We start from the raw sequence: 17,239 nt of genomic DNA, 5'->3' as shown, positions 1-17,239 counted from the left end.
ACCCGAAAAATCTCTCGGGATAGTGTGAAGCCTCTGCGCCGTTGATCGCGGTGCGTTTCATCGACGTCGCGGGCAGACAGGCCCATTGTTTTGTTGCCGCGCAGCGTCCGTTACCGGGCGCCTAGTCCTTGCGTTGCTGGAGACGGCGGAGCGATCGTTCGCGCCGACTGTGTTCTCGACCGAGGTCCAGCAAAATTTCCTCTATAAAAGCCAGATGGCGATGCGAAGCCTCGCGCGCTTTTTCCGGCTCGCGTGCCATAATCGCCGCGAAAATACCGGCGCGATGGCTGCTCACTTGCGCCAGCATTTCCCGGCGTGAGTAGAGCAATTCAAAATTCTGTCGTACGTTTTTTTCCAGCATCGGTCCCATGCAGCGCACCAAATGCAACAAAACCGCATTATGTGCGGCTTCGGTGACAGCGATTTGATATTGCAGGACGGCATCGGATTCGGCGTCCACATCGCCGTTTTCCTGCGCTTGCTGAATTATCTGGTGGCAATCGCGAATACGAGCCAGGTCTTCTTCGGTGCCGCGCAGCGCCGCATAATAGGCGGCGATGCCCTCAAGGGCATGACGAGTCTCCAGCAGATCGTACTGGGACTCCGGATGATCGGCCAGCAATTCGGCCAGGGGATCGCTAAAACTCTGCCACAGGTTGCTTTGAACGAAAGTGCCGCCGCCCTGGCGGCGCAATAACAGTCCTTTCGCTTCCAGGCGCTGGATGGCTTCTCGCAGGGAAGGCCGGGAAACATCGAACTGCTTGGCCAGTTCACGCTCGGGGGGCAGTTTTTCACCAGGGCGCAACGTCCCTTCCAGTATCAAATACTCTAACTGCTGTTCAATTACATCCGATAACTTAGCTTGGCGAATTTTACTATAGGCCATTGATGTCATCTCTGCGAATGGCGCGAAGTCAATTGGTAATACCAATTTGCAAAACGTGACGCTAAAGTAACAAAGTATTCACCTCCTGTCTATAATGGCTTTGACCAAAATCATGAAAGCCCGCACATTTAAACAATCGCACTAAACATATGCTGCATTTTGATAACCATTCAGTATAAATCACCGAAGACCCGCTGTGACAAATTTAACTTTTCCGCAACGCATTTTTACTCAAGCTGAACCGTTTGAGCTTGAAAAAATGATGCATATCAAACCCCTCATAGGCATAAAATAGGCGAATTTAACATTTAGTTAACCCAGTTTATTACATATTGACCCCGCGACGGACATGGCGTGAAAAATGCGACAGATCACGTCGTCTTGCAAATCCCGACGGCGGACCGATAAATCAGGTGCAAACTTTTCCGCATACCACTATTCTTGTGCCAGCAACAGCCCGGGATGTCATTTCATGCGGCGGTTAGCGTAAAAAAATAAGTACATAAAATGGCATTGGCGGCTTACAACACCCACGCGCTTTCCCATTGCGGCAAAGCGGTGCCCGCCAAACGAATGAGGATTTTATGATGGATGGTAAACAGCGCGGCGAGACGCTGAAACGCGGGTTGAAAAATCGCCATATTCAGTTAATCGCCCTGGGCGGCGCAATCGGTACCGGATTATTCCTGGGCATTGCGCAGACGATAAAAATGGCCGGTCCGTCAGTTATTCTCGGATATGCCATCGGCGGTTTCATCGCCTTTCTCATCATGCGCCAACTGGGGGAAATGGTGGTTGAGGAACCCGTAGCCGGTTCTTTCAGCTATTTCGCCTATCGTTACTGGGGAGATTTCGCCGGTTTCGCTTCCGGTTGGAATTATTGGGTGCTGTACGTTTTAGTTGCCATGGCCGAACTCAGCGCCGTGGGCATTTATATGAACTACTGGTGGCCGGATCTGCCCACCTGGGTTTCGGCGGCGGTCTTTTTTGTTCTTATCAACGTTATTAATCTCGCCAATGTTAAAATCTACGGCGAAATGGAGTTTTGGTTTTCCATTATCAAGGTCGCCGCCATTATCGCCATGATCCTGTACGGCGGCTGGCTGCTGATCAGCGGCCACGGCGGTCCGGAGGCCACCATCACCAACCTCTGGGCGCAGGGAGGGTTCTTCCCGAATGGGATCGGCGGTCTGACCATGGCCATGGCGGTCATTATGTTTTCCTTCGGCGGGCTGGAACTGGTGGGCATCACCGCGGCGGAAGCCGATACCCCGGAGAAAAGCATACCTAAGGCCACCAACCAGGTCATTTACCGCATTCTGCTGTTTTATATTGGTTCTCTGGCTATCTTACTGGCGCTCTATCCCTGGGGTAAGGTGGTGGAAGGCGGTAGTCCGTTCGTGCTGATTTTCCATGCCTTGAACAGCAATGCCGTGGCCTCGATACTTAATATCGTGGTGCTGACCGCGGCACTGTCGGTGTATAACAGCTGCGTATACAGCAATAGCCGCATGTTGTTCGGCCTGGCCAACCAGGGCAACGGGCCGAAAATGCTGCTCGCCGTGGACCGCCGCGGCGTGCCCGTGGCCGCAATCGGCGTTTCGGCGCTGGCCACCGCGATTTGCGTCCTGATTAACTATCTTATGCCGGGCAAGGCTTTTGGCCTGCTGATGTCGTTGGTGGTCTCGGCGCTGGTGATAAACTGGGGCATGATCAGCCTGGCGCACCTGCTGTTTCGCCGCAAAATGGCGCAAGCGGGCCGGGTCACCAAATTCCGGTCGCTGTGGTATCCGTTCGGTAATTATCTGTGCTTGCTGTTTATGGCCGGGATTCTGCTTATCATGCTATTCACCCCCGGCATGGAAATTTCTGTTTATCTTATCCCGGTATGGTTGTGCGTTCTGGCCATCGGCTATGTGATTAAGCAGAAAAAGTTCCGTGAATCCAATGTATTAGAATAACCCCGCTCACTGAGCGGCCGCCTGCGGAACACCCCGTCCGTGTGCGGCCGCCCGCAATTCCGCCCCATCGACCCGGATCCCCCTCAGGCCAACAACGGATCGCCATCACGGTTTTCACTGAATAGTCCATTTCTCCATTTTTACGACCGGTTTTACCCTCTCCCTCCCTGGGGCTGACAGGCCAATACTGGGGGATACGCCATGCGGGCGCACAATGGAGAGCAAAATGGACAATGAACCGCTGTCGTTATCGGAAAAGCTGGGATTCGGGATGGGAGACGCCGGCTGTAACATGGTTTGGGGTTCCATCACCCTGTTTCTGGCTTATTTTTACACGGATATTTTCGGGCTGACGCCCGCCCTGGTCGGCGTATTGCTATTGTCGATACGTATCGTCGACGCCGTCACCGACCCTATCATGGGCGCCATCGCCGACCGTACCCGCTCCCGCTGGGGACGATTTCGACCCTATCTGCTTTGGCTGGCGGTGCCCTTTGCGGTGTTCAGTGTCTTGATGTACACCACGCCGAACTGGAGCTATCAGGCCAAAGTGGCTTATGCTTTCATCACGTATTTCTTGATGTCGCTTATTTATACCGCCATTAATATACCCTATTGTTCGTTGGGCGGCGTTATCTCCAATGATCCGAAGGAACGGGTATCGTGCCAATCCTGGCGCTTTGTCCTGGTGGGTATCGCCACGCTGATCATTTCTCTTACGCTGTTACCCATGGTGGATGAGTTCGGCGGCGGCGACCGGGCCAAAGGTTTTCAGTGGGCCATGACCGTGCTGTCAATCATAGGCTGCCTGATGTTTTTGTTCTGTTTCGCCACCGTCAGGGAACGTATTCAACCGGCAATCCCCACCAGCGACGCGCTCAAGGCGGATATGCGCGATGTCTGGAAAAACGACCAGTGGGTACGGGTACTGATCCTGACGTTTTTCAATGTCTGCCCGGGCTTTATCCGCATGGCCGCCACCCTGTATTACGTTACCTACGTCATGGGGAAAAGCGCCGGCTTCGCCAGTCTGTTCATCAGCCTGGGGGTGGTGGGAATGATGGCGGGCAGCGCGCTGGCCAAACCGCTTACCGACCGGTTTTGCAAGCTCAAAGTCTTCTTTTGGGTCAATATTGTGTTGGCCATCTTCTCTTGTGTGTTTTACCTGTTCAACCCGCACCTGACCGCCTTTATTCTGGTGATGTATTTCCTGCTGAGCCTGCTGCACCAGATCCCCTCGCCACTGCATTGGTCGCTGATGGCCGATGCCGACGACTATGGCGAATGGAAAACCGGCAAGCGCATCACCGGTATCAGTTTTTCAGGCAACCTGTTTTTTTTGAAAGTCGGATTGGCGGTGGCCGGCGCTTTTGTCGGCTTTATCCTTTCGGCCTACGGCTACCGGGGCGACGCCGTCCGGCAAACCCCCGAAGCCATACGCGGTATTACCCTACTGTTCACCGTCATCCCCGGCATCGGCTACCTCATTACCGCCGGCGTTGTCCGTCTGTTGAAAATGGATAACCAATTGATGCGCCGAATACAAAACGATTTGGCAATCCGCCGGCGACAGGCCGCGCGCCCTCCGGCAGACTGGGGGGAAAAACAGGTATTGGAAACCCGTCATCCCTGACAGTCCCCCGCCGCCATTCGGCACGGCGGGGGCGATGCCGTCCAGCAAGGAGAAATTGCATGAACCCGGCACAATGGCCAAACCCACTCATTGAACAGCGCGCCGACCCCTATATTTACCGGCACGACGATGGCTATTATTACTTTACCGCCTCGGTACCGGAATATGACCGACTGGAGATCCGACGCGCCCGCACTCTGGCCGGACTGGCGCAAGCCAGTCCGGTCACGGTATGGCGTAAACACGACACGGGCGAGATGAGCGCGCTTATCTGGGCGCCGGAGCTGCATTATATCGACGGCCATTGGTATCTGTATTTTGCCGCCGCTCATGAACCGGATATCGTCGACGGTCTCTTCCAGCACCGGATGTTCGTGCTTGAATGCGCGGACGACGACCCTCTGACCGGCCGGTGGCGGGAGAGGGGCCGGGTGATCACGCCGCTGGACACCTTTTCCCTGGATGCCACGCATTTTCGCCATGGGGGTAAGCATTACTGTCTTTGGGCGCAAAAGGACCCGGGCATCCGCGGCAACTCTAATTTATATCTTGCCGAAATGGCGTCGCCCTGGTCGCTACAATCGGCGCCGGTCATGATCAGCAAGCCGGAGTTGCCTTGGGAAACCCGGGGTTTCTGGGTTAACGAGGGACCGGCTTTTCTGCGTCATGCTCACAGGCTGTTCATCACTTATTCCGCCAGCGCCACCGATGAAAATTACTGCATCGGTCTGTTATGGGCCGACGCCGACGACGATATCGGCAATGCGCGGGCCTGGCGCAAACTGCCGCAGCCCGTCTTCAAAAGCCAGCCGCAGAACCGGCAATTCGGTCCGGGACACAACAGCTTTACCGTGGGGGAACAAGGAGAGGACGTTTTGGTTTATCATGCCCGATCCTATACGGAGATCAGCGGCGATCCGTTGTACGATCCCAACCGCCATACCCGTATCAAGGCATTCGGCTGGGACGAGCATGGCATGCCCCGGTTCGGCGAACCGCCGGCGGATCACGGCTAGCGGCCGTTATACCAGCGCGCCGTAAATGGTCAGCAGCGCGACCACCACCACAATGACCAGGGTGATTTTTTTTGCCAGCGATACCGCGGCCCGCGGTGTTTGCACGTCGTCGGTGTGGGGATCGCGGGCCAGGGAGAACTGCGCCAGACGGGTCAGAACCTGATATTGCCCCGTGCGCAGATCGGCCAGGGAGGCGAACCAGGCCGGCAACGCCTTCTCGCCATGCCCCAGCAGGGCATAAGCCGCCCCAGCCAGACGGACGGGGATCCAGTCCAGCCAGTGAAGCAACGCGTCAACGCCCGATTGCGCCCGTTTAAGCGGCGTCGAACGGCGAGCCAGCCAAGTCTGCCAGGCGCGCAAAAAAGCATAGCCGGCGAGCGTGACCGGTCCGAACGGACCGCCCACCACCAGCCAAAACAGCGGGGCCAGATAAAAACGGTAGTTAATCCACAACAGCGCGTTTTGCAGCTCGCGTAACCGCTCTTCCTTACTGCAATCCACCGGCAGGCCATGAATCAGCGCCAGCTCTTCCCCCATGGCGTCGCAGGCATGGCCGTCGCCGCGCGCGGCAGCCGCCAAATAAGCGCGGTAATGTTTGCGGATCCCGCCGGCGCCGATGCACAACAGCGACAGCACAATCCAGAGGAGTAGCGAAACCACGCCGAAAAACACATTGGCGCTCAGGCGCAGACACAACGCCACCACAATCATCCAGCACAGGGTCAGCAGAAGGGTCAACGCCACGGACACCTGGCGTATGCGGGCGAACGGACGTTCGAGGTAGTGATCCAATTGCCAGTGATCGCCGGTCTTGAACAACCGTTCCCATGCCAGTACCAGTAATAATGTAAACAAAGTCATGAACCCTGAATCTCCCTGTCTGCATCCTCGGTGCCCACCGAAAGCAATTGCCGGTAATGATGCCACAGAAATGCCGGGCCGGGATCGGTTTTGCGGGCCGGCGCGATGTCGCTGTGACCGGTAATTCTTTCCGGCGTGATGGGATAACACCGCATCAGCAAGCGGGTAACGCCGGCCAGCCGCTGATACTGCGTTTCGGCGTAGGGCCGGTCGTCGGCCCCCTCAAGCTCAATGCCCACGGAAAAATCATTACAGCGTTCCCGGCCGGCGAAACGGGATACGCCGGCATGCCAGGCACGGCGGTGAAACGGCACATATTGCACAATTTCCCCGTCACGTCGTATCAGGCAGTGCGCCGAGACCTTTAATCCCTGGATTTCAGCGAAAAAGGGGTGTTCATCGGCCGATAGCGTCCCGCTAAACAACTGATCGATATAAGGACCGCCAAAAACGCCCGGCGGCAGGCTGATATTATGGATGACCAGCAAAGACGGCGCTTCGCCGTTTGGCCGTTCATCGCAATGGGGCGAAGGCACCCGCCTGACACCTGATATCCATCCGTTTTCCAACCGCATTTCACACCTCATACGGACCAGCAGTGGTACTTGCACCGGCAACAGAGTAGCATGATTTACCTTTCCCCTTTTTGGCTATTTCGGAGTTTTTATGCCGACACGTCGTTATAGCGCAGCACGCCGCCGGGCCGAATTGCTCGAACGGATTGCGCAGGATATTCCTTCCGCCGTCACCCGCGCGCTGAGCGAGGATCTGGGCGGCGCCCCCGACCCCGATGCCGATATCACCGCCCGGTTGCTGCCGCGGGATAAACAGGCCGAGGCCGTTATCATTACCCGGGAAGACGGGGTCTTCTGCGGTCAGCGCTGGTTGGAAGAGGTGTTCCGCCAACTGGGCGGCGATACGCGCATTACCTGGCTGGTGTCGGACGGCGATGCGATACGGGCCAATCAACCGCTGTGCCGGTTGACCGGGCCGGCCCCTTTGCTCTTGACCGGCGAACGCACCGCGCTGAACTTCGTCCAGACCCTGTCCGGCGCCGCGACGGAGGTAAGACGCTACGTGGATGCGCTGTCCGGTACCCGCACGCAACTGCTCGATACCCGTAAAACCCTGCCCGGCCTGCGCACCGCGCTGAAGTACGCGGTGCTGTGCGGCGGCGGCGGCAATCATCGCCTCGGACTGGCGGATGCTTTTCTTATCAAGGAAAACCACATTATCGCCGCGGGCTCCATCGCCCAGGCGGTGGCCAATGCCGTCGCCCTGCGCGCCGATGTGCCGGTGGAAGTGGAGGTGGAAAACCTCGACGAGCTGGGACAGGCGCTGGCGGCCGGCGCCGATATCATCATGCTGGACAACTTCTCCCTGGTCGATATGCGCAGCGCCGTCGCCATTAACAATGGCCAGGCCCTGCTGGAAGTTTCCGGCAACGTGACGTTGGCGACACTGGCGGAATATGCCGCCACCGGCGTGGATTTTATTTCGGTGGGCGCGTTGACCAAACATATCCGCGCCCTTGATCTTTCCATGCGTTTTCATTAATGCCGCCCTCCGTGCGCGGCGGTATCCCGCCGCCGCGGGGCGAAAACCGGGCGGTAATGCCCTGCCGGATACCGTCCGCAATGCCCTTCGCAATTTGTCCTGAAAACGGCGCAATCGCTGAGTAAATTTTGCAATCATTCCCGCTGGCCGGTATTTCGCCGCTGGTCGCGCGGCGCGCGAAGAGTTATGGTGCCCTGCCCCCAGTCGCCGGAGACGACCATGAATTGCCAGCAGGGATTTACGCTTATCGAACTCATGATTGTCATAGCCATTATCGCTACCCTAAGCGCCATCGGCCTGCCCGGTTACCAACGCTATATCGATAACGCCGCGTTGACCGATATGCTGCAAATGGCGGGCGCCCACAAATCCGCGGTGGAGCTATGCGCCCTTCAAGACGATCTCGGCCGCTGCCGGTCCGGGCAGCAGGGCATCCCGCAGGGCCTCGTTTCCCGTCAGGTCGCCCAGGTTGACGTCCAGGCCGGGGTTATTCGCCTGACCGGCCAGCGAACCCTTGCCGGCCTGACACTGACGCTCAGCCCCTTTCGCCGGGCCGACGGATTGAACTGGACCCGCCGCTGTGAAAGCAGCGATCCCGGCGGACGACTGCTCAAACCTTGCCAGGCAATGTTCGCCGCCGGCGATGAGGAGGGCGAATCATGATAAACGCCGAATCGCCCCCGGTGCCGCTTGACGAGTTCATTACCCATTTATTGGCCCAGGCCGTTGATCGGCAGGCCTCGGATATTCATATCGAACCGCTGGCGTCAACGGCATGCCGGATACGCCTGCGAATTGACGGTCTGTTGCGCCAGGGTCGGCATTGCGACCCGCCGCTGGCCGCCCGGTTAACGGTGGGGCTGAAGATGATGGCCGGCATGGATATCGCCGAGCGGCGGCTGCCACAAGACGGACAGTTCGCTTTCGGTCCGCCGGACGCCGGCTATTCCTGCCGCGTTTCCAGCCTGCCCACCCTGTCCGGCGAGAAGCTGGTCCTGCGGTTGCTGCGCCGGCGACAAACCGGTCCGACCTTGGCGGAGCTTGGTATGCCGCCGGCGCTGCGTCGCCGGTTTCTTCGGCTGCTGCGACGCCCGCATGGGCTGGTGCTGCTCACCGGCCCGACCGGCAGCGGCAAAACCTTAACCCTTTACGCCGCCCTGGGCGTGCTCAAACGACGGCCAATGAATATTTGCACGGTGGAAGATCCCGTGGAAATACCGCTGACCGATATCAATCAGTGTCAGGTCAACCACAAAGCGCGGCTGGATTTCCCGGTCTTGTTGCGCGCGATGCTACGACAGGATCCGGATGTGATTATGGTGGGGGAAATCCGCGATGCCGCTACCGCGGCCATCGCGCTGCATGCGGCCCAAACCGGTCATCTGGTGCTTTCGACCTTGCACACCGCCGGCGCCGGCGACTGTTTGCGACGATTATGCCATCTCGGCCTGACGGCGGAACAGGTGGCGCCGGTATTGCGCCTGGTGATGGCGCAACGGCTGGTGAGGCGCCTGTGCCCGGCGTGCCGGCGCGAAGCGCCGTCCCCCGACCGGGATGGTCGGTTTTACTCCCGGCAATGGCGGGCGGTGGGCTGCGCGCTTTGCCATGAAGGCTACCACGGCCGGCAGGGCCTGTTTTACCTGCGGGAAACGAGCGCATGGCGGGACGAGGCGTCCATGGAAGACACGGAGACGGAGAACAACCTGCGCGACGCGGGCCGGCTTCTGGTCGAGCAGGGCCTGACGACCCTGACTGAACTGAACAGGGTTCTTGGGAGACCGGCATGAGCGGCTACTGGCTGTATCGCTGGCAAGGCATCTGCAGCAAAGGGAAACCCCATGAAGGCGAACTGCTTGGTACGGACAAATCCTCGGCCGGCCGCTATCTTATCAGCCGCGACCTGCAACCCCTTAGCATCCGCCCTTGCGCGTATCTGCCTCAACGCTATTGGCGTAACGCGCGTTTCACCGATATGGCGACCCAATTGGCTTCGCTGCTGGAAGCGGGCATGACGCTGGTAGAGGGGTTGCGATTGCTGGCCGATGATAATCCTTGTGCCGGCTGGCGTTGCCTGTTGCGGATGCTGGCCGAACGCATTGAGCAGGGACACCCCTTGTCGCTGGCCTGCGCCGATTTTCCCCGGGTGTTTTCCCCACTTCACCGCGCGCTCTTCGCCTTAGGCGAACTTACCGGCCGCCTTGAACACTGCTGCCGATTGCTGGCCGAACATGAAGGGCGGCGCGCGGCGCTCGCCCGGAAAATCCGCGCCGCGTTGCGCTATCCGTTGTTTATTTCGTTAAGCGCCATGGCGGTTCTCGTGGCGATGCTGATCTGGGTCTTGCCGGAATTTTCCCGGTTGTACGCCAGTTTGAATGCGCCGTTGCCCGCCCCCACCCGCGGTTTGCTGACGCTGGCCGCCGATGTGACGGAACACGGGCTGGCGATACTGGCGGCGGCGCTGTTGCCGGGCGCGATAACGGTGCGGCTATGGCATCATCATCCCCGCTGGCGACGGCGCGTCGAAGCGGCGATACTGCGTTGCCCCTGGCTGGGGGATATGCTGCGCCACCACGCGCTGCATCATCTGTTTCATACGCTGGCCGTCACGCACCAGGCGGGGATCACCCTGGATAACGGTCTGGAAATGGCCGCCCGCGCCCTAACCCCCTCCTGCTACGCCGAAGCCGCCCTGCAATTGCATCGGCATATCCGGCAGGGTTTCGCCCTGCATCTGGCCTTCCGTCGCCATCCGCTGTTTCCGGCCCACTGCCATCAGCTTATCCGCACCGGCGAGTTCACCGGTACGCTGGATGACGTTTTTGAACGATTGGCCGCACTGCATCGGCAACAGGCCTGTCAATCGGCCGATGGCATCACCCGGCTGGCCGAACCCGCGCTGATGCTGCTATTGGGCGGACTGGTTTGCGCCCTGGTGGTTATATTGTATTTGCCGCTATTGCAACTGGGGGACGCGTTCGGTCATTTCTAGGCGCAGCCATGCCGGCCACGGCGAGGACTGCCGCCGCCTGGAAATTCCCGCGGCGGCGCGCGCGATCAGAGCTGGGTGAAAACCTGGTTTTCCTGTTCGGCGACCCGGATAAACGTGGTGCGTTTGGTCAATTCCTTGAGGCGCGACGCGCCGACATAGGTACAAGCCGAGCGCAAGCCGCCAAGAATATCGCGAATGGCGTTGTCCACCGGTCCACGCAGCGGCAACTTGACCGTTTTGCCTTCCGCGGCGCGATATTCCGCCACGCCGCCGACATGGCGTTTCATGGCTGATTCGGAACTCATGCCGTAAAACAGCATGAATTTATCACCGTGCTCTTCGACGATGGACCCTTCACATTCATCATGGCCGGCCAGCATACCGCCCAGCATAACGAAATCGGCGCCGCCGCCGAAGGCTTTCGCCACATCGCCCGGTACCGTACAGCCGCCGTCGCTGACAATCTGGCCGCTCAACCCGTGGGCGGCGTCGGCGCACTCGATGACCGCCGATAATTGCGGGTAGCCCACACCGGTTTTAACCCGGGTGGTACATACCGAGCCTGGCCCGATGCCGACTTTAATCACATCGGCGCCGGCCAGGATAAGTTCTTCCACCATCTCGCCGGTAACGACATTGCCGGCGCAAATCACCTTGTCCGGGCAGGCCTCGCGCGCCTTCTGCACAAAGTTGACGAAATGCTCCGAGTAACCGTTGGCCACATCAATACACACAAAACGCAGCGACGGAGACAACGCCAGAATCTGCCTCATCTTTTCAAAATCGGCTTGCGAGGTACCGGTGGAGACCATGACATGCCGTAGCACGCCATCCGCGACGCGGTCAACGAAGCCACGCCATTGCTCCACGCTGTAATGCTTGTGTACCGCCGTCAGAACATCATGGGCCGCCAGGGCTTCGGCCATGCGAAAAGTGCCCACGGTGTCCATGTTGGCGGCGATGACAGGCACGCCCTGCCAGGAAACGCCCGAATGCTTGAAAGTCAGCTCACGGCGGAGTTCCACATCGGAACGGCTTTTGAGGGTGGATCTTTTCGGGCGAATGAGAACGTCTTTAAAACCGAGCTTGATATCTTCTTCAATACGCATTAAGGGTATTCCTGGTCGATGGCGATGAAACGCTGAGAAAAAGCGGGTGCGAAATGCCAGTCCCAGTGACGGTATCATACGCCGGATTATTGTTACGGCAAGACTGCGAAAACAGCAAGTTTTACGCTACAATCGTTGCAATTTATCCGTGAACTGGCTGTTAATCCGGGATGCGCCGGCACACCGGCGGCAAAATGGCGAAAAAACGCCTCACGTCATCCCGGATGCGTTGCGCCTTATCGTCCCTGCGTCGAGGGAGAGATCATCGTATGCGTTATGTGGTTGCATTGACAGGCGGGATTGGCAGCGGCAAAAGTACCGTGGCCGACGCCTTTGCCAAACTGGGCGCCACCATAATCGATGCCGATGTTATCGCCCGCAAGGTGGTGGAACCGGGCACCGATGCCTTGGCGGCGATCCGCGACCGCTTTGGCGACGCCATCCTGTTACCCGACGGCAATGTGGACCGGGCCTCGCTCCGTCGGCGGATTTTCAGCGTCCCGGCTGATAAAGAATGGCTGAACCGTTTGCTGCATCCCCTTATCCAGCGGGAAACCCTGAAAGAGATGGCAAGCGCCGACGGCCCGTATATTCTCTGGGTCGTGCCGCTGCTTGTGGAAAACCGCTTGCAGCATCGCGCCGACCGGGTATTGGTGGTCGATGTCGATAGCGAAACGCAGATTTGCCGTACCCTGCGGCGCGATGGCATCAGCCGCCGGCAAATCGAGAATATTCTTGCCGCACAAGCTTCCCGCGAACAGCGGCTGGCCTGTGCCGACGATATAATCATTAATAACGGACAACCCGAAGATATCGCCGCCGAGGTAGTGAAATTACATGAGCGCTATCTAGGGCTTGCGGCATTGGCGATCCGACAGGATACATCATTATGAGTGAAATTTACTCTACGACGGTACTTTTTGAGCATCCGTTAAACGAGAAAATGCGCACTTGGCTGCGCCTGGAATTTTTATTGCATCAACTTTATCATTGTCCTGAATTGGCTGAAATTGCGAATGCCCTAACGTTTTTCCGTACCATTTCCGATTTGCTCGATATTCTTGAGCGCGGCGACGTTCGCACTGAAATCATGAAAGAACTGGAGCGGCAGCAGCAAAAAATGCAGCAATGGGACGGCGTACCCGGCGTCGATAGCGGGCGGGTACGGACATTGCGTGATGAGCTCAAACAGAACGCCGCGGTACTGATGTCCGCCCCACGCCTGGGTCAAGCCCTGCGCGAGGACAAACTGATAGGCTCGGTGCGACAACGGCTGTCCATACCCGGCGGCTGCTGTAGTTTCGATTTACCCGGACTGCATATCTGGCTGCATTTGCCGCAAAACCAGCGCAACGCGCAGGTGGGCGCCTGGCTGAAAACACTGGACCCGCTGCATACGGCCCTGTTTATGACCCTGGATTTGATCCGGCATTCCGGCACGTTCAAAAGCCAGATAAGCCTGAACGGTTTCTTTCAGGACAATGCCGAGGATGCGGATTTGTTGCGCCTGCGAGTGCCGCTGATTTATCAGCTTTATCCGCAAGTATCGGGCCACAAGACCCGCTATGCCATTCGCTTTTTATCCCTGGACAGTGAAAACGGCGTGGTGCCTAACCGCCTGCCCTTTGATTTGGCCTGTTGTTAGGCGGGGATAAACATGAAGGTGATGCCGATGAGCAACGATGAGATTACCTGGGTAACATGCCCGACGTGCGGCGCCAGAGTGCCTTGGACGGCGCAAAGCCGCTACCGGCCATTTTGTAGCAAACGCTGCCAGTTGATTGACCTGGGTGAATGGGCGGAGGAGAAAAAATATATCCCCAGCAACAATCAGGTCGCTGACAGCGACGACTGGAGCGAGAAGGAATAAGCGCGCGGCGGGCCGTCCTGTCCGTTCTCAGGCCTCGGCCAACAATTGCCGTATAATGGACGCATTGGCCGGCGGAAAAGCGCCGGCCTCAAGATCCTGTTGCGCGCACCAGCGTACCGGCTGCCCCTCGTTGCCGCAGGGTTCGCCCTGCCAGTGCTCGACCAGATAAAAGTAGAACGCCATATCCCGGTCAGCGAAGCGATGCTGGCTGGTGGCCAACAATTCCGCCCGTAAAACGGCGATGCCCGTTTCCTCCCGCAATTCGCGAATCAATGCCTGCTCCGGCGTCTCGCCCGTCTCTACTTTGCCGCCCGGAAACTCCCAAAACCCGCCCATATGGGCGTCTTGCGCACGCTGGGCGATAAATATTTCCCGTCGGGCGTTGCGGATAATGCCGACAGCAATGGTACGTATGTTCATGAAGTGCAAACTCTCCCTCAGCAACGAATACGCCTCATTCCCACAAAGGAAAGGCGCACGGACGGGGCACGAAAACAACAAAGGACACCGGAGCGTCCTTTTGTTCATTCGATCGAACGGTAGTCCCCTTCGAACTATAATCCGAGGCCATCACGACGGCAAGCCACCGGATGGCCAATAGGCTAGTTCTGCAACTTGCCGTGGCAATGCTTATATTTTTTGCCCGAACCGCAAGGACAGGGATCGTTGCGGCCCACTTTGCGACCTTCACGAATCGCCATGCCGACCGGCGCCGTATCTGCCGTCACCGGTTCCGGCTGATGGCTTAACTGCTGCTGGCGCAGTAAACGCTCCGCTTCTTCGCGCCGTTGCTGTTCCAACGCTTCCACTTCTTCCGGCATCCGCACCTGGACCTTGCTAAGCGTACTGATAACTTCGTATTTCAGCGATTCCAGCATGGCGGCAAACATGGCAAACGATTCACGCTTATATTCCTGTTTCGGATCTTTTTGCGCGTAACCGCGCAAGTGGATGCCCTGCCGTAGATAGTCCATGGCCGCCAGATGCTCTTTCCACAGGGAATCCAGGGTTTGCAGCATCACACCTTTTTCGAAATTGCGCATGATTTCGGCGCCGACCACCTCTTCCTTGCGGGCGTACTGCTCCAGCGCCATCGCCAAGATACGTTCGCGCAGGGTTTCTTCATGCAGATTCGGTTCATCGTCAAGCCACTTGGCGATGGGCAAATCCAGATCGAAATCATCCTTCAACCGCTGCGTCAGGCCCGGCACGTCCCACATTTCCTCCAGAGACTGCGGTGGAATCGAATTATCGATCACAACCTTCATCACATCCTCGCGGATGCTGTTGATGGTCTCGCTGATATCCGCCACATCCAGCAGTTCGTTGCGCTGACTATAGATAGCGCGGCGCTGGTCGTTGGCCACATCGTCATATTCCAGCAGTTGTTTGCGGATGTCGAAGTTGCGGCTTTCCACTTTGCGTTGGGCGTTGGCGATGGCTTTGGTGACCCAGGGGTGTTCGATGGCCTCGCCGGGTTTCATACCCAGCTTACGCATCATGCCGGACACCCGATCCGAGGCGAAAATCCGCATCAACGCGTCTTCCATGGACAAATAAAAGCGGGATGCGCCGGGATCGCCCTGACGGCCGGAACGGCCACGCAACTGGTTGTCGATACGGCGGGACTCGTGTCGCTCCGTGCCGATGATATGCAAACCGCCGGCGGCCACCACCTGATCATGGCGCACCTGCCAGGCGTCTTTGATGGCGGCGATTTGCGCCTCGGTCGGTTCCTCCAACTGGGCGATTTCCGCCTGCCAACTGCCCCCCAGCACGATATCGGTGCCGCGGCCGGCCATGTTGGTGGCAATGGTGACTTCTCCCGGTTGCCCGGCCTGAGCCACGATATCCGCCTCTTTGGCATGGAATTTGGCGTTCAGGACGCTATGCTGGATGCCGGCCTTGGTCAATTCCTGCGACACCACTTCCGATTTTTCGATGGAAATGGTCCCCACCAGCACCGGCTGCCCCTTATCGCGGCATGCTTTGATATCTTCGATGATGGCGCCGATTTTTTCTTTCTCGGTCATATACACCAAATCCGGCATATCCTTACGGATCATCGGCCGGTTGGTGGGCACCACGATGGTGTCGAGTTTGTAGATGGAGCTGAATTCAAAGGCTTCGGTGTCTGCGGTACCGGTCATGCCGGCCAGCTTTTCATACAACCGGAAGTAGTTTTGGAAAGTGATGGACGCCAGGGTCTGATTCTCGTTTTGAATCTGCACCCCCTCCTTGGCTTCCACCGCCTGATGCAAACCGTCGGACCAGCGGCGGCCCACCATGGTGCGGCCGGTATGCTCATCGACGATAATCACCTCGCCCTCTTTGACGATATAATCCACATCCCGTTGGAACAGGACATGGGCGCGCAAGGCGGCGGTGACATGGTGCATCAGCATGATGTTGGCCGGCGAATACAGCGACTCGCCGTCTTCCATGATGCCCGCCTTAACCAGCAATTGTTCAATCAGCACCAGTCCGCGCTCGGTCAGGTTGACCTGACGGGCCTTTTCATCCACGGAGAAATGGCCCTCGCCCTGAAACGTGTCGGAATCTTCTTTATCCTGGCGAATCAGATGGGGAATCAGTTTATCCACCTTGATGTACAGCTCGGAACTGTCCTCGGCGGGACCGGAGATGATAAGCGGGGTGCGGGCTTCGTCAATGAGGATGGAGTCGACTTCATCCACCAGGGCGTAATGCAGTTTGCGCTGCACCCGTTCTTCCGGACTGAACGCCATATTGTCGCGCAGGTAATCGAAGCCGTATTCGTTATTGGTGCCGTAGGTGATGTCGGCGGCGTAGGCGGCCCGTTTGGCCGGCGCCGGCATCTGCGGCAGGTTTATCCCGACGGTCAAGCCGAGGAACTCGAACAGCGGCCGATTATTTTCCGCGTCGCGCTGTGCCAAATAGTCGTTGACGGTGACCACATGGACGCCCTGACCGCTCAACGCATTCAGATAGGCCGGCAGGGTGGCGGTGAGCGTCTTGCCCTCGCCGGTGCGCATTTCAGCGATACACCGGTCGTTCAGCACCATGCCCCCCACTAATTGCACGTCGAAATGGCGCATGCCGAATACGCGCTTACTGGCCTCGCGCACAACGGCAAAGGCTTCCGGCAGCAGGTTTTCCAAGCTCTCGCCCTTGGACAGTCGCTCCCGAAACTCGGTGGTTTTCGCCGATAGCTGTTCGTCGCTTAACTTTTCCATATCCGGTTCCATCCGGTTGATAATGTCGACGACTTTGCGCATCCGGCGCAGGGTCCGATCGTTACGACTTCCGAAAACTTTAGTCAGTAATGTAGATAACATGATAATTTAAATCTCGTCACGGCCGGCGCCGACAACATCG

General features: G+C 58.0%; 16 protein-coding genes. 10 read left to right on the top strand and 6 right to left on the bottom strand.

All coding sequences use genetic code 11. The annotated features are described in order from the left end of the window. Positions 1-121: 121 nt before the first annotated feature. A complete protein-coding gene (gene pdhR, locus FCN80_RS01630; protein ID WP_136988138.1) occupies positions 122-886 on the bottom strand; it encodes a pyruvate dehydrogenase complex transcriptional repressor PdhR in 765 nt (254 codons plus the stop codon). Between the two features lie 584 nt (positions 887-1,470). On the opposite strand from pdhR, the gene FCN80_RS01625 reads away from it, so the two are divergent. From FCN80_RS01625 to FCN80_RS01615, 3 genes are all read left to right on the top strand, one after another. Further along, entirely contained in the window at positions 1,471-2,847 is a 1,377-nt protein-coding gene (locus tag FCN80_RS01625; protein ID WP_230492424.1) for an amino acid permease, read from the top strand. Positions 2,848-3,073: 226 nt separating this feature from the next. Beyond that, positions 3,074-4,480: a glycoside-pentoside-hexuronide (GPH):cation symporter gene (locus tag FCN80_RS01620; RefSeq protein ID WP_136988136.1), complete on the top strand. Its 1,407-nt coding sequence runs from the start codon at positions 3,074-3,076 to the stop codon at positions 4,478-4,480. A gap of 59 nt (positions 4,481-4,539) precedes the next feature. Continuing rightward, a complete protein-coding gene (locus FCN80_RS01615) occupies positions 4,540-5,496 on the top strand; it encodes a glycoside hydrolase family 43 protein (RefSeq protein ID WP_136988134.1) in 957 nt (318 codons plus the stop codon). A gap of 6 nt (positions 5,497-5,502) precedes the next feature. On the opposite strand, the gene ampE is transcribed toward FCN80_RS01615, so the two are convergent. Then, complete coding sequence (gene ampE, locus FCN80_RS01610; RefSeq protein ID WP_136988132.1) at positions 5,503-6,357, bottom strand: beta-lactamase regulator AmpE; 855 nt, start codon at positions 6,355-6,357, stop codon at positions 5,503-5,505. Next, positions 6,354-6,932 carry a 1,6-anhydro-N-acetylmuramyl-L-alanine amidase AmpD gene (gene ampD, locus FCN80_RS01605; protein WP_136988130.1) on the bottom strand — a complete coding sequence of 193 codons (579 nt, stop codon included), beginning with the start codon at positions 6,930-6,932 and terminating at the stop codon, positions 6,354-6,356. Before ampD ends, ampE begins: the two co-directional genes overlap by 4 nt. 91 nt (positions 6,933-7,023) lie before the next feature. Between ampD and nadC the strand changes: the two genes are divergently transcribed. The 4 genes from nadC (at position 7,024) to hofC (ending at position 10,903) form a co-directional block, all read left to right on the top strand. Next, entirely contained in the window at positions 7,024-7,914 is an 891-nt protein-coding gene (nadC, locus tag FCN80_RS01600) for a carboxylating nicotinate-nucleotide diphosphorylase (RefSeq protein WP_136988128.1), read from the top strand. A 219-nt stretch (positions 7,915-8,133) separates the two neighbouring features. Continuing rightward, positions 8,134-8,577, top strand: a complete 444-nt coding sequence (gene ppdD, locus FCN80_RS01595; protein ID WP_136988126.1) for a prepilin peptidase-dependent pilin — start codon at positions 8,134-8,136, stop codon at positions 8,575-8,577. Next, complete coding sequence (locus FCN80_RS01590) at positions 8,574-9,701, top strand: ATPase, T2SS/T4P/T4SS family (protein ID WP_136988124.1); 1,128 nt, start codon at positions 8,574-8,576, stop codon at positions 9,699-9,701. Before ppdD ends, FCN80_RS01590 begins: the two co-directional genes overlap by 4 nt. After that, the gene (gene hofC / locus FCN80_RS01585) at positions 9,698-10,903 is read left to right on the top strand and encodes a protein transport protein HofC (protein ID WP_136988123.1); all 1,206 of its coding nucleotides are present in this window, start codon (positions 9,698-9,700) and stop codon (positions 10,901-10,903) included. Before FCN80_RS01590 ends, hofC begins: the two co-directional genes overlap by 4 nt. A 65-nt stretch (positions 10,904-10,968) precedes the next feature. On the opposite strand, the gene FCN80_RS01580 is transcribed toward hofC, so the two are convergent. Continuing rightward, complete coding sequence (locus FCN80_RS01580; protein WP_136988121.1) at positions 10,969-12,012, bottom strand: GMP reductase; 1,044 nt, start codon at positions 12,010-12,012, stop codon at positions 10,969-10,971. Between the two features lie 269 nt (positions 12,013-12,281). On the opposite strand from FCN80_RS01580, the gene coaE reads away from it, so the two are divergent. From coaE to yacG, 3 genes are read left to right on the top strand one after another with little or no spacing between them, the layout of a single operon-like run. After that, on the top strand, positions 12,282-12,905 hold the full coding sequence (gene coaE, locus FCN80_RS01575) for a dephospho-CoA kinase (protein ID WP_136988119.1): 624 nt from the start codon (positions 12,282-12,284) through the stop codon (positions 12,903-12,905). After that, positions 12,902-13,657 (top strand): cell division protein ZapD, encoded by a 756-nt coding sequence (gene zapD / locus FCN80_RS01570; protein WP_136988117.1) that lies wholly within the window; start codon positions 12,902-12,904, stop codon positions 13,655-13,657. Before coaE ends, zapD begins: the two co-directional genes overlap by 4 nt. 27 nt (positions 13,658-13,684) lie before the next feature. Further along, positions 13,685-13,882, top strand: coding sequence for a DNA gyrase inhibitor YacG (gene yacG / locus FCN80_RS01565; RefSeq protein ID WP_170975294.1), 198 nt, complete (start codon positions 13,685-13,687; stop codon positions 13,880-13,882). 27 nt (positions 13,883-13,909) lie between these two features. Here the strand turns inward: yacG and mutT are convergent, their stop codons facing one another. After that, positions 13,910-14,302 carry an 8-oxo-dGTP diphosphatase MutT gene (gene mutT, locus FCN80_RS01560; protein ID WP_136988116.1) on the bottom strand — a complete coding sequence of 131 codons (393 nt, stop codon included), beginning with the start codon at positions 14,300-14,302 and terminating at the stop codon, positions 13,910-13,912. A gap of 182 nt (positions 14,303-14,484) precedes the next feature. After that, complete coding sequence (gene secA / locus FCN80_RS01555; protein ID WP_373880314.1) at positions 14,485-17,205, bottom strand: preprotein translocase subunit SecA; 2,721 nt, start codon at positions 17,203-17,205, stop codon at positions 14,485-14,487. Positions 17,206-17,239: the final 34 nt, after the last annotated feature.

The sequence above is a fragment of the Martelella alba genome, from assembly GCF_005217455.1.
GTDB lineage: Bacteria > Pseudomonadota > Gammaproteobacteria > Enterobacterales > Enterobacteriaceae > Acerihabitans.
This window is presented reverse-complemented; position numbering and strand designations above follow the sequence as displayed.

Bases quoted from the DNA above. Each gene is read 5' to 3' on its own strand.
- pdhR (WP_136988138.1), bottom strand. From the start codon at position 886: ATGGCCTATAGTAAAATTCGCCAAGCTAAGTTATCGGATGTAATTGAA.
- FCN80_RS01625 (WP_230492424.1), top strand. From the start codon at position 1,471: ATGATGGATGGTAAACAGCGCGGCGAGACGCTGAAACGCGGGTTGAAA.
- FCN80_RS01620 (WP_136988136.1), top strand. From the start codon at position 3,074: ATGGACAATGAACCGCTGTCGTTATCGGAAAAGCTGGGATTCGGGATG.
- FCN80_RS01615 (WP_136988134.1), top strand. From the start codon at position 4,540: ATGAACCCGGCACAATGGCCAAACCCACTCATTGAACAGCGCGCCGAC.
- ampE (WP_136988132.1), bottom strand. From the start codon at position 6,357: ATGACTTTGTTTACATTATTACTGGTACTGGCATGGGAACGGTTGTTC.
- ampD (WP_136988130.1), bottom strand. From the start codon at position 6,932: ATGCGGTTGGAAAACGGATGGATATCAGGTGTCAGGCGGGTGCCTTCG.
- nadC (WP_136988128.1), top strand. From the start codon at position 7,024: ATGCCGACACGTCGTTATAGCGCAGCACGCCGCCGGGCCGAATTGCTC.
- ppdD (WP_136988126.1), top strand. From the start codon at position 8,134: ATGAATTGCCAGCAGGGATTTACGCTTATCGAACTCATGATTGTCATA.
- FCN80_RS01590 (WP_136988124.1), top strand. From the start codon at position 8,574: ATGATAAACGCCGAATCGCCCCCGGTGCCGCTTGACGAGTTCATTACC.
- hofC (WP_136988123.1), top strand. From the start codon at position 9,698: ATGAGCGGCTACTGGCTGTATCGCTGGCAAGGCATCTGCAGCAAAGGG.
- FCN80_RS01580 (WP_136988121.1), bottom strand. From the start codon at position 12,012: ATGCGTATTGAAGAAGATATCAAGCTCGGTTTTAAAGACGTTCTCATT.
- coaE (WP_136988119.1), top strand. From the start codon at position 12,282: ATGCGTTATGTGGTTGCATTGACAGGCGGGATTGGCAGCGGCAAAAGT.
- zapD (WP_136988117.1), top strand. From the start codon at position 12,902: ATGAGTGAAATTTACTCTACGACGGTACTTTTTGAGCATCCGTTAAAC.
- yacG (WP_170975294.1), top strand. From the start codon at position 13,685: ATGAGCAACGATGAGATTACCTGGGTAACATGCCCGACGTGCGGCGCC.
- mutT (WP_136988116.1), bottom strand. From the start codon at position 14,302: ATGAACATACGTACCATTGCTGTCGGCATTATCCGCAACGCCCGACGG.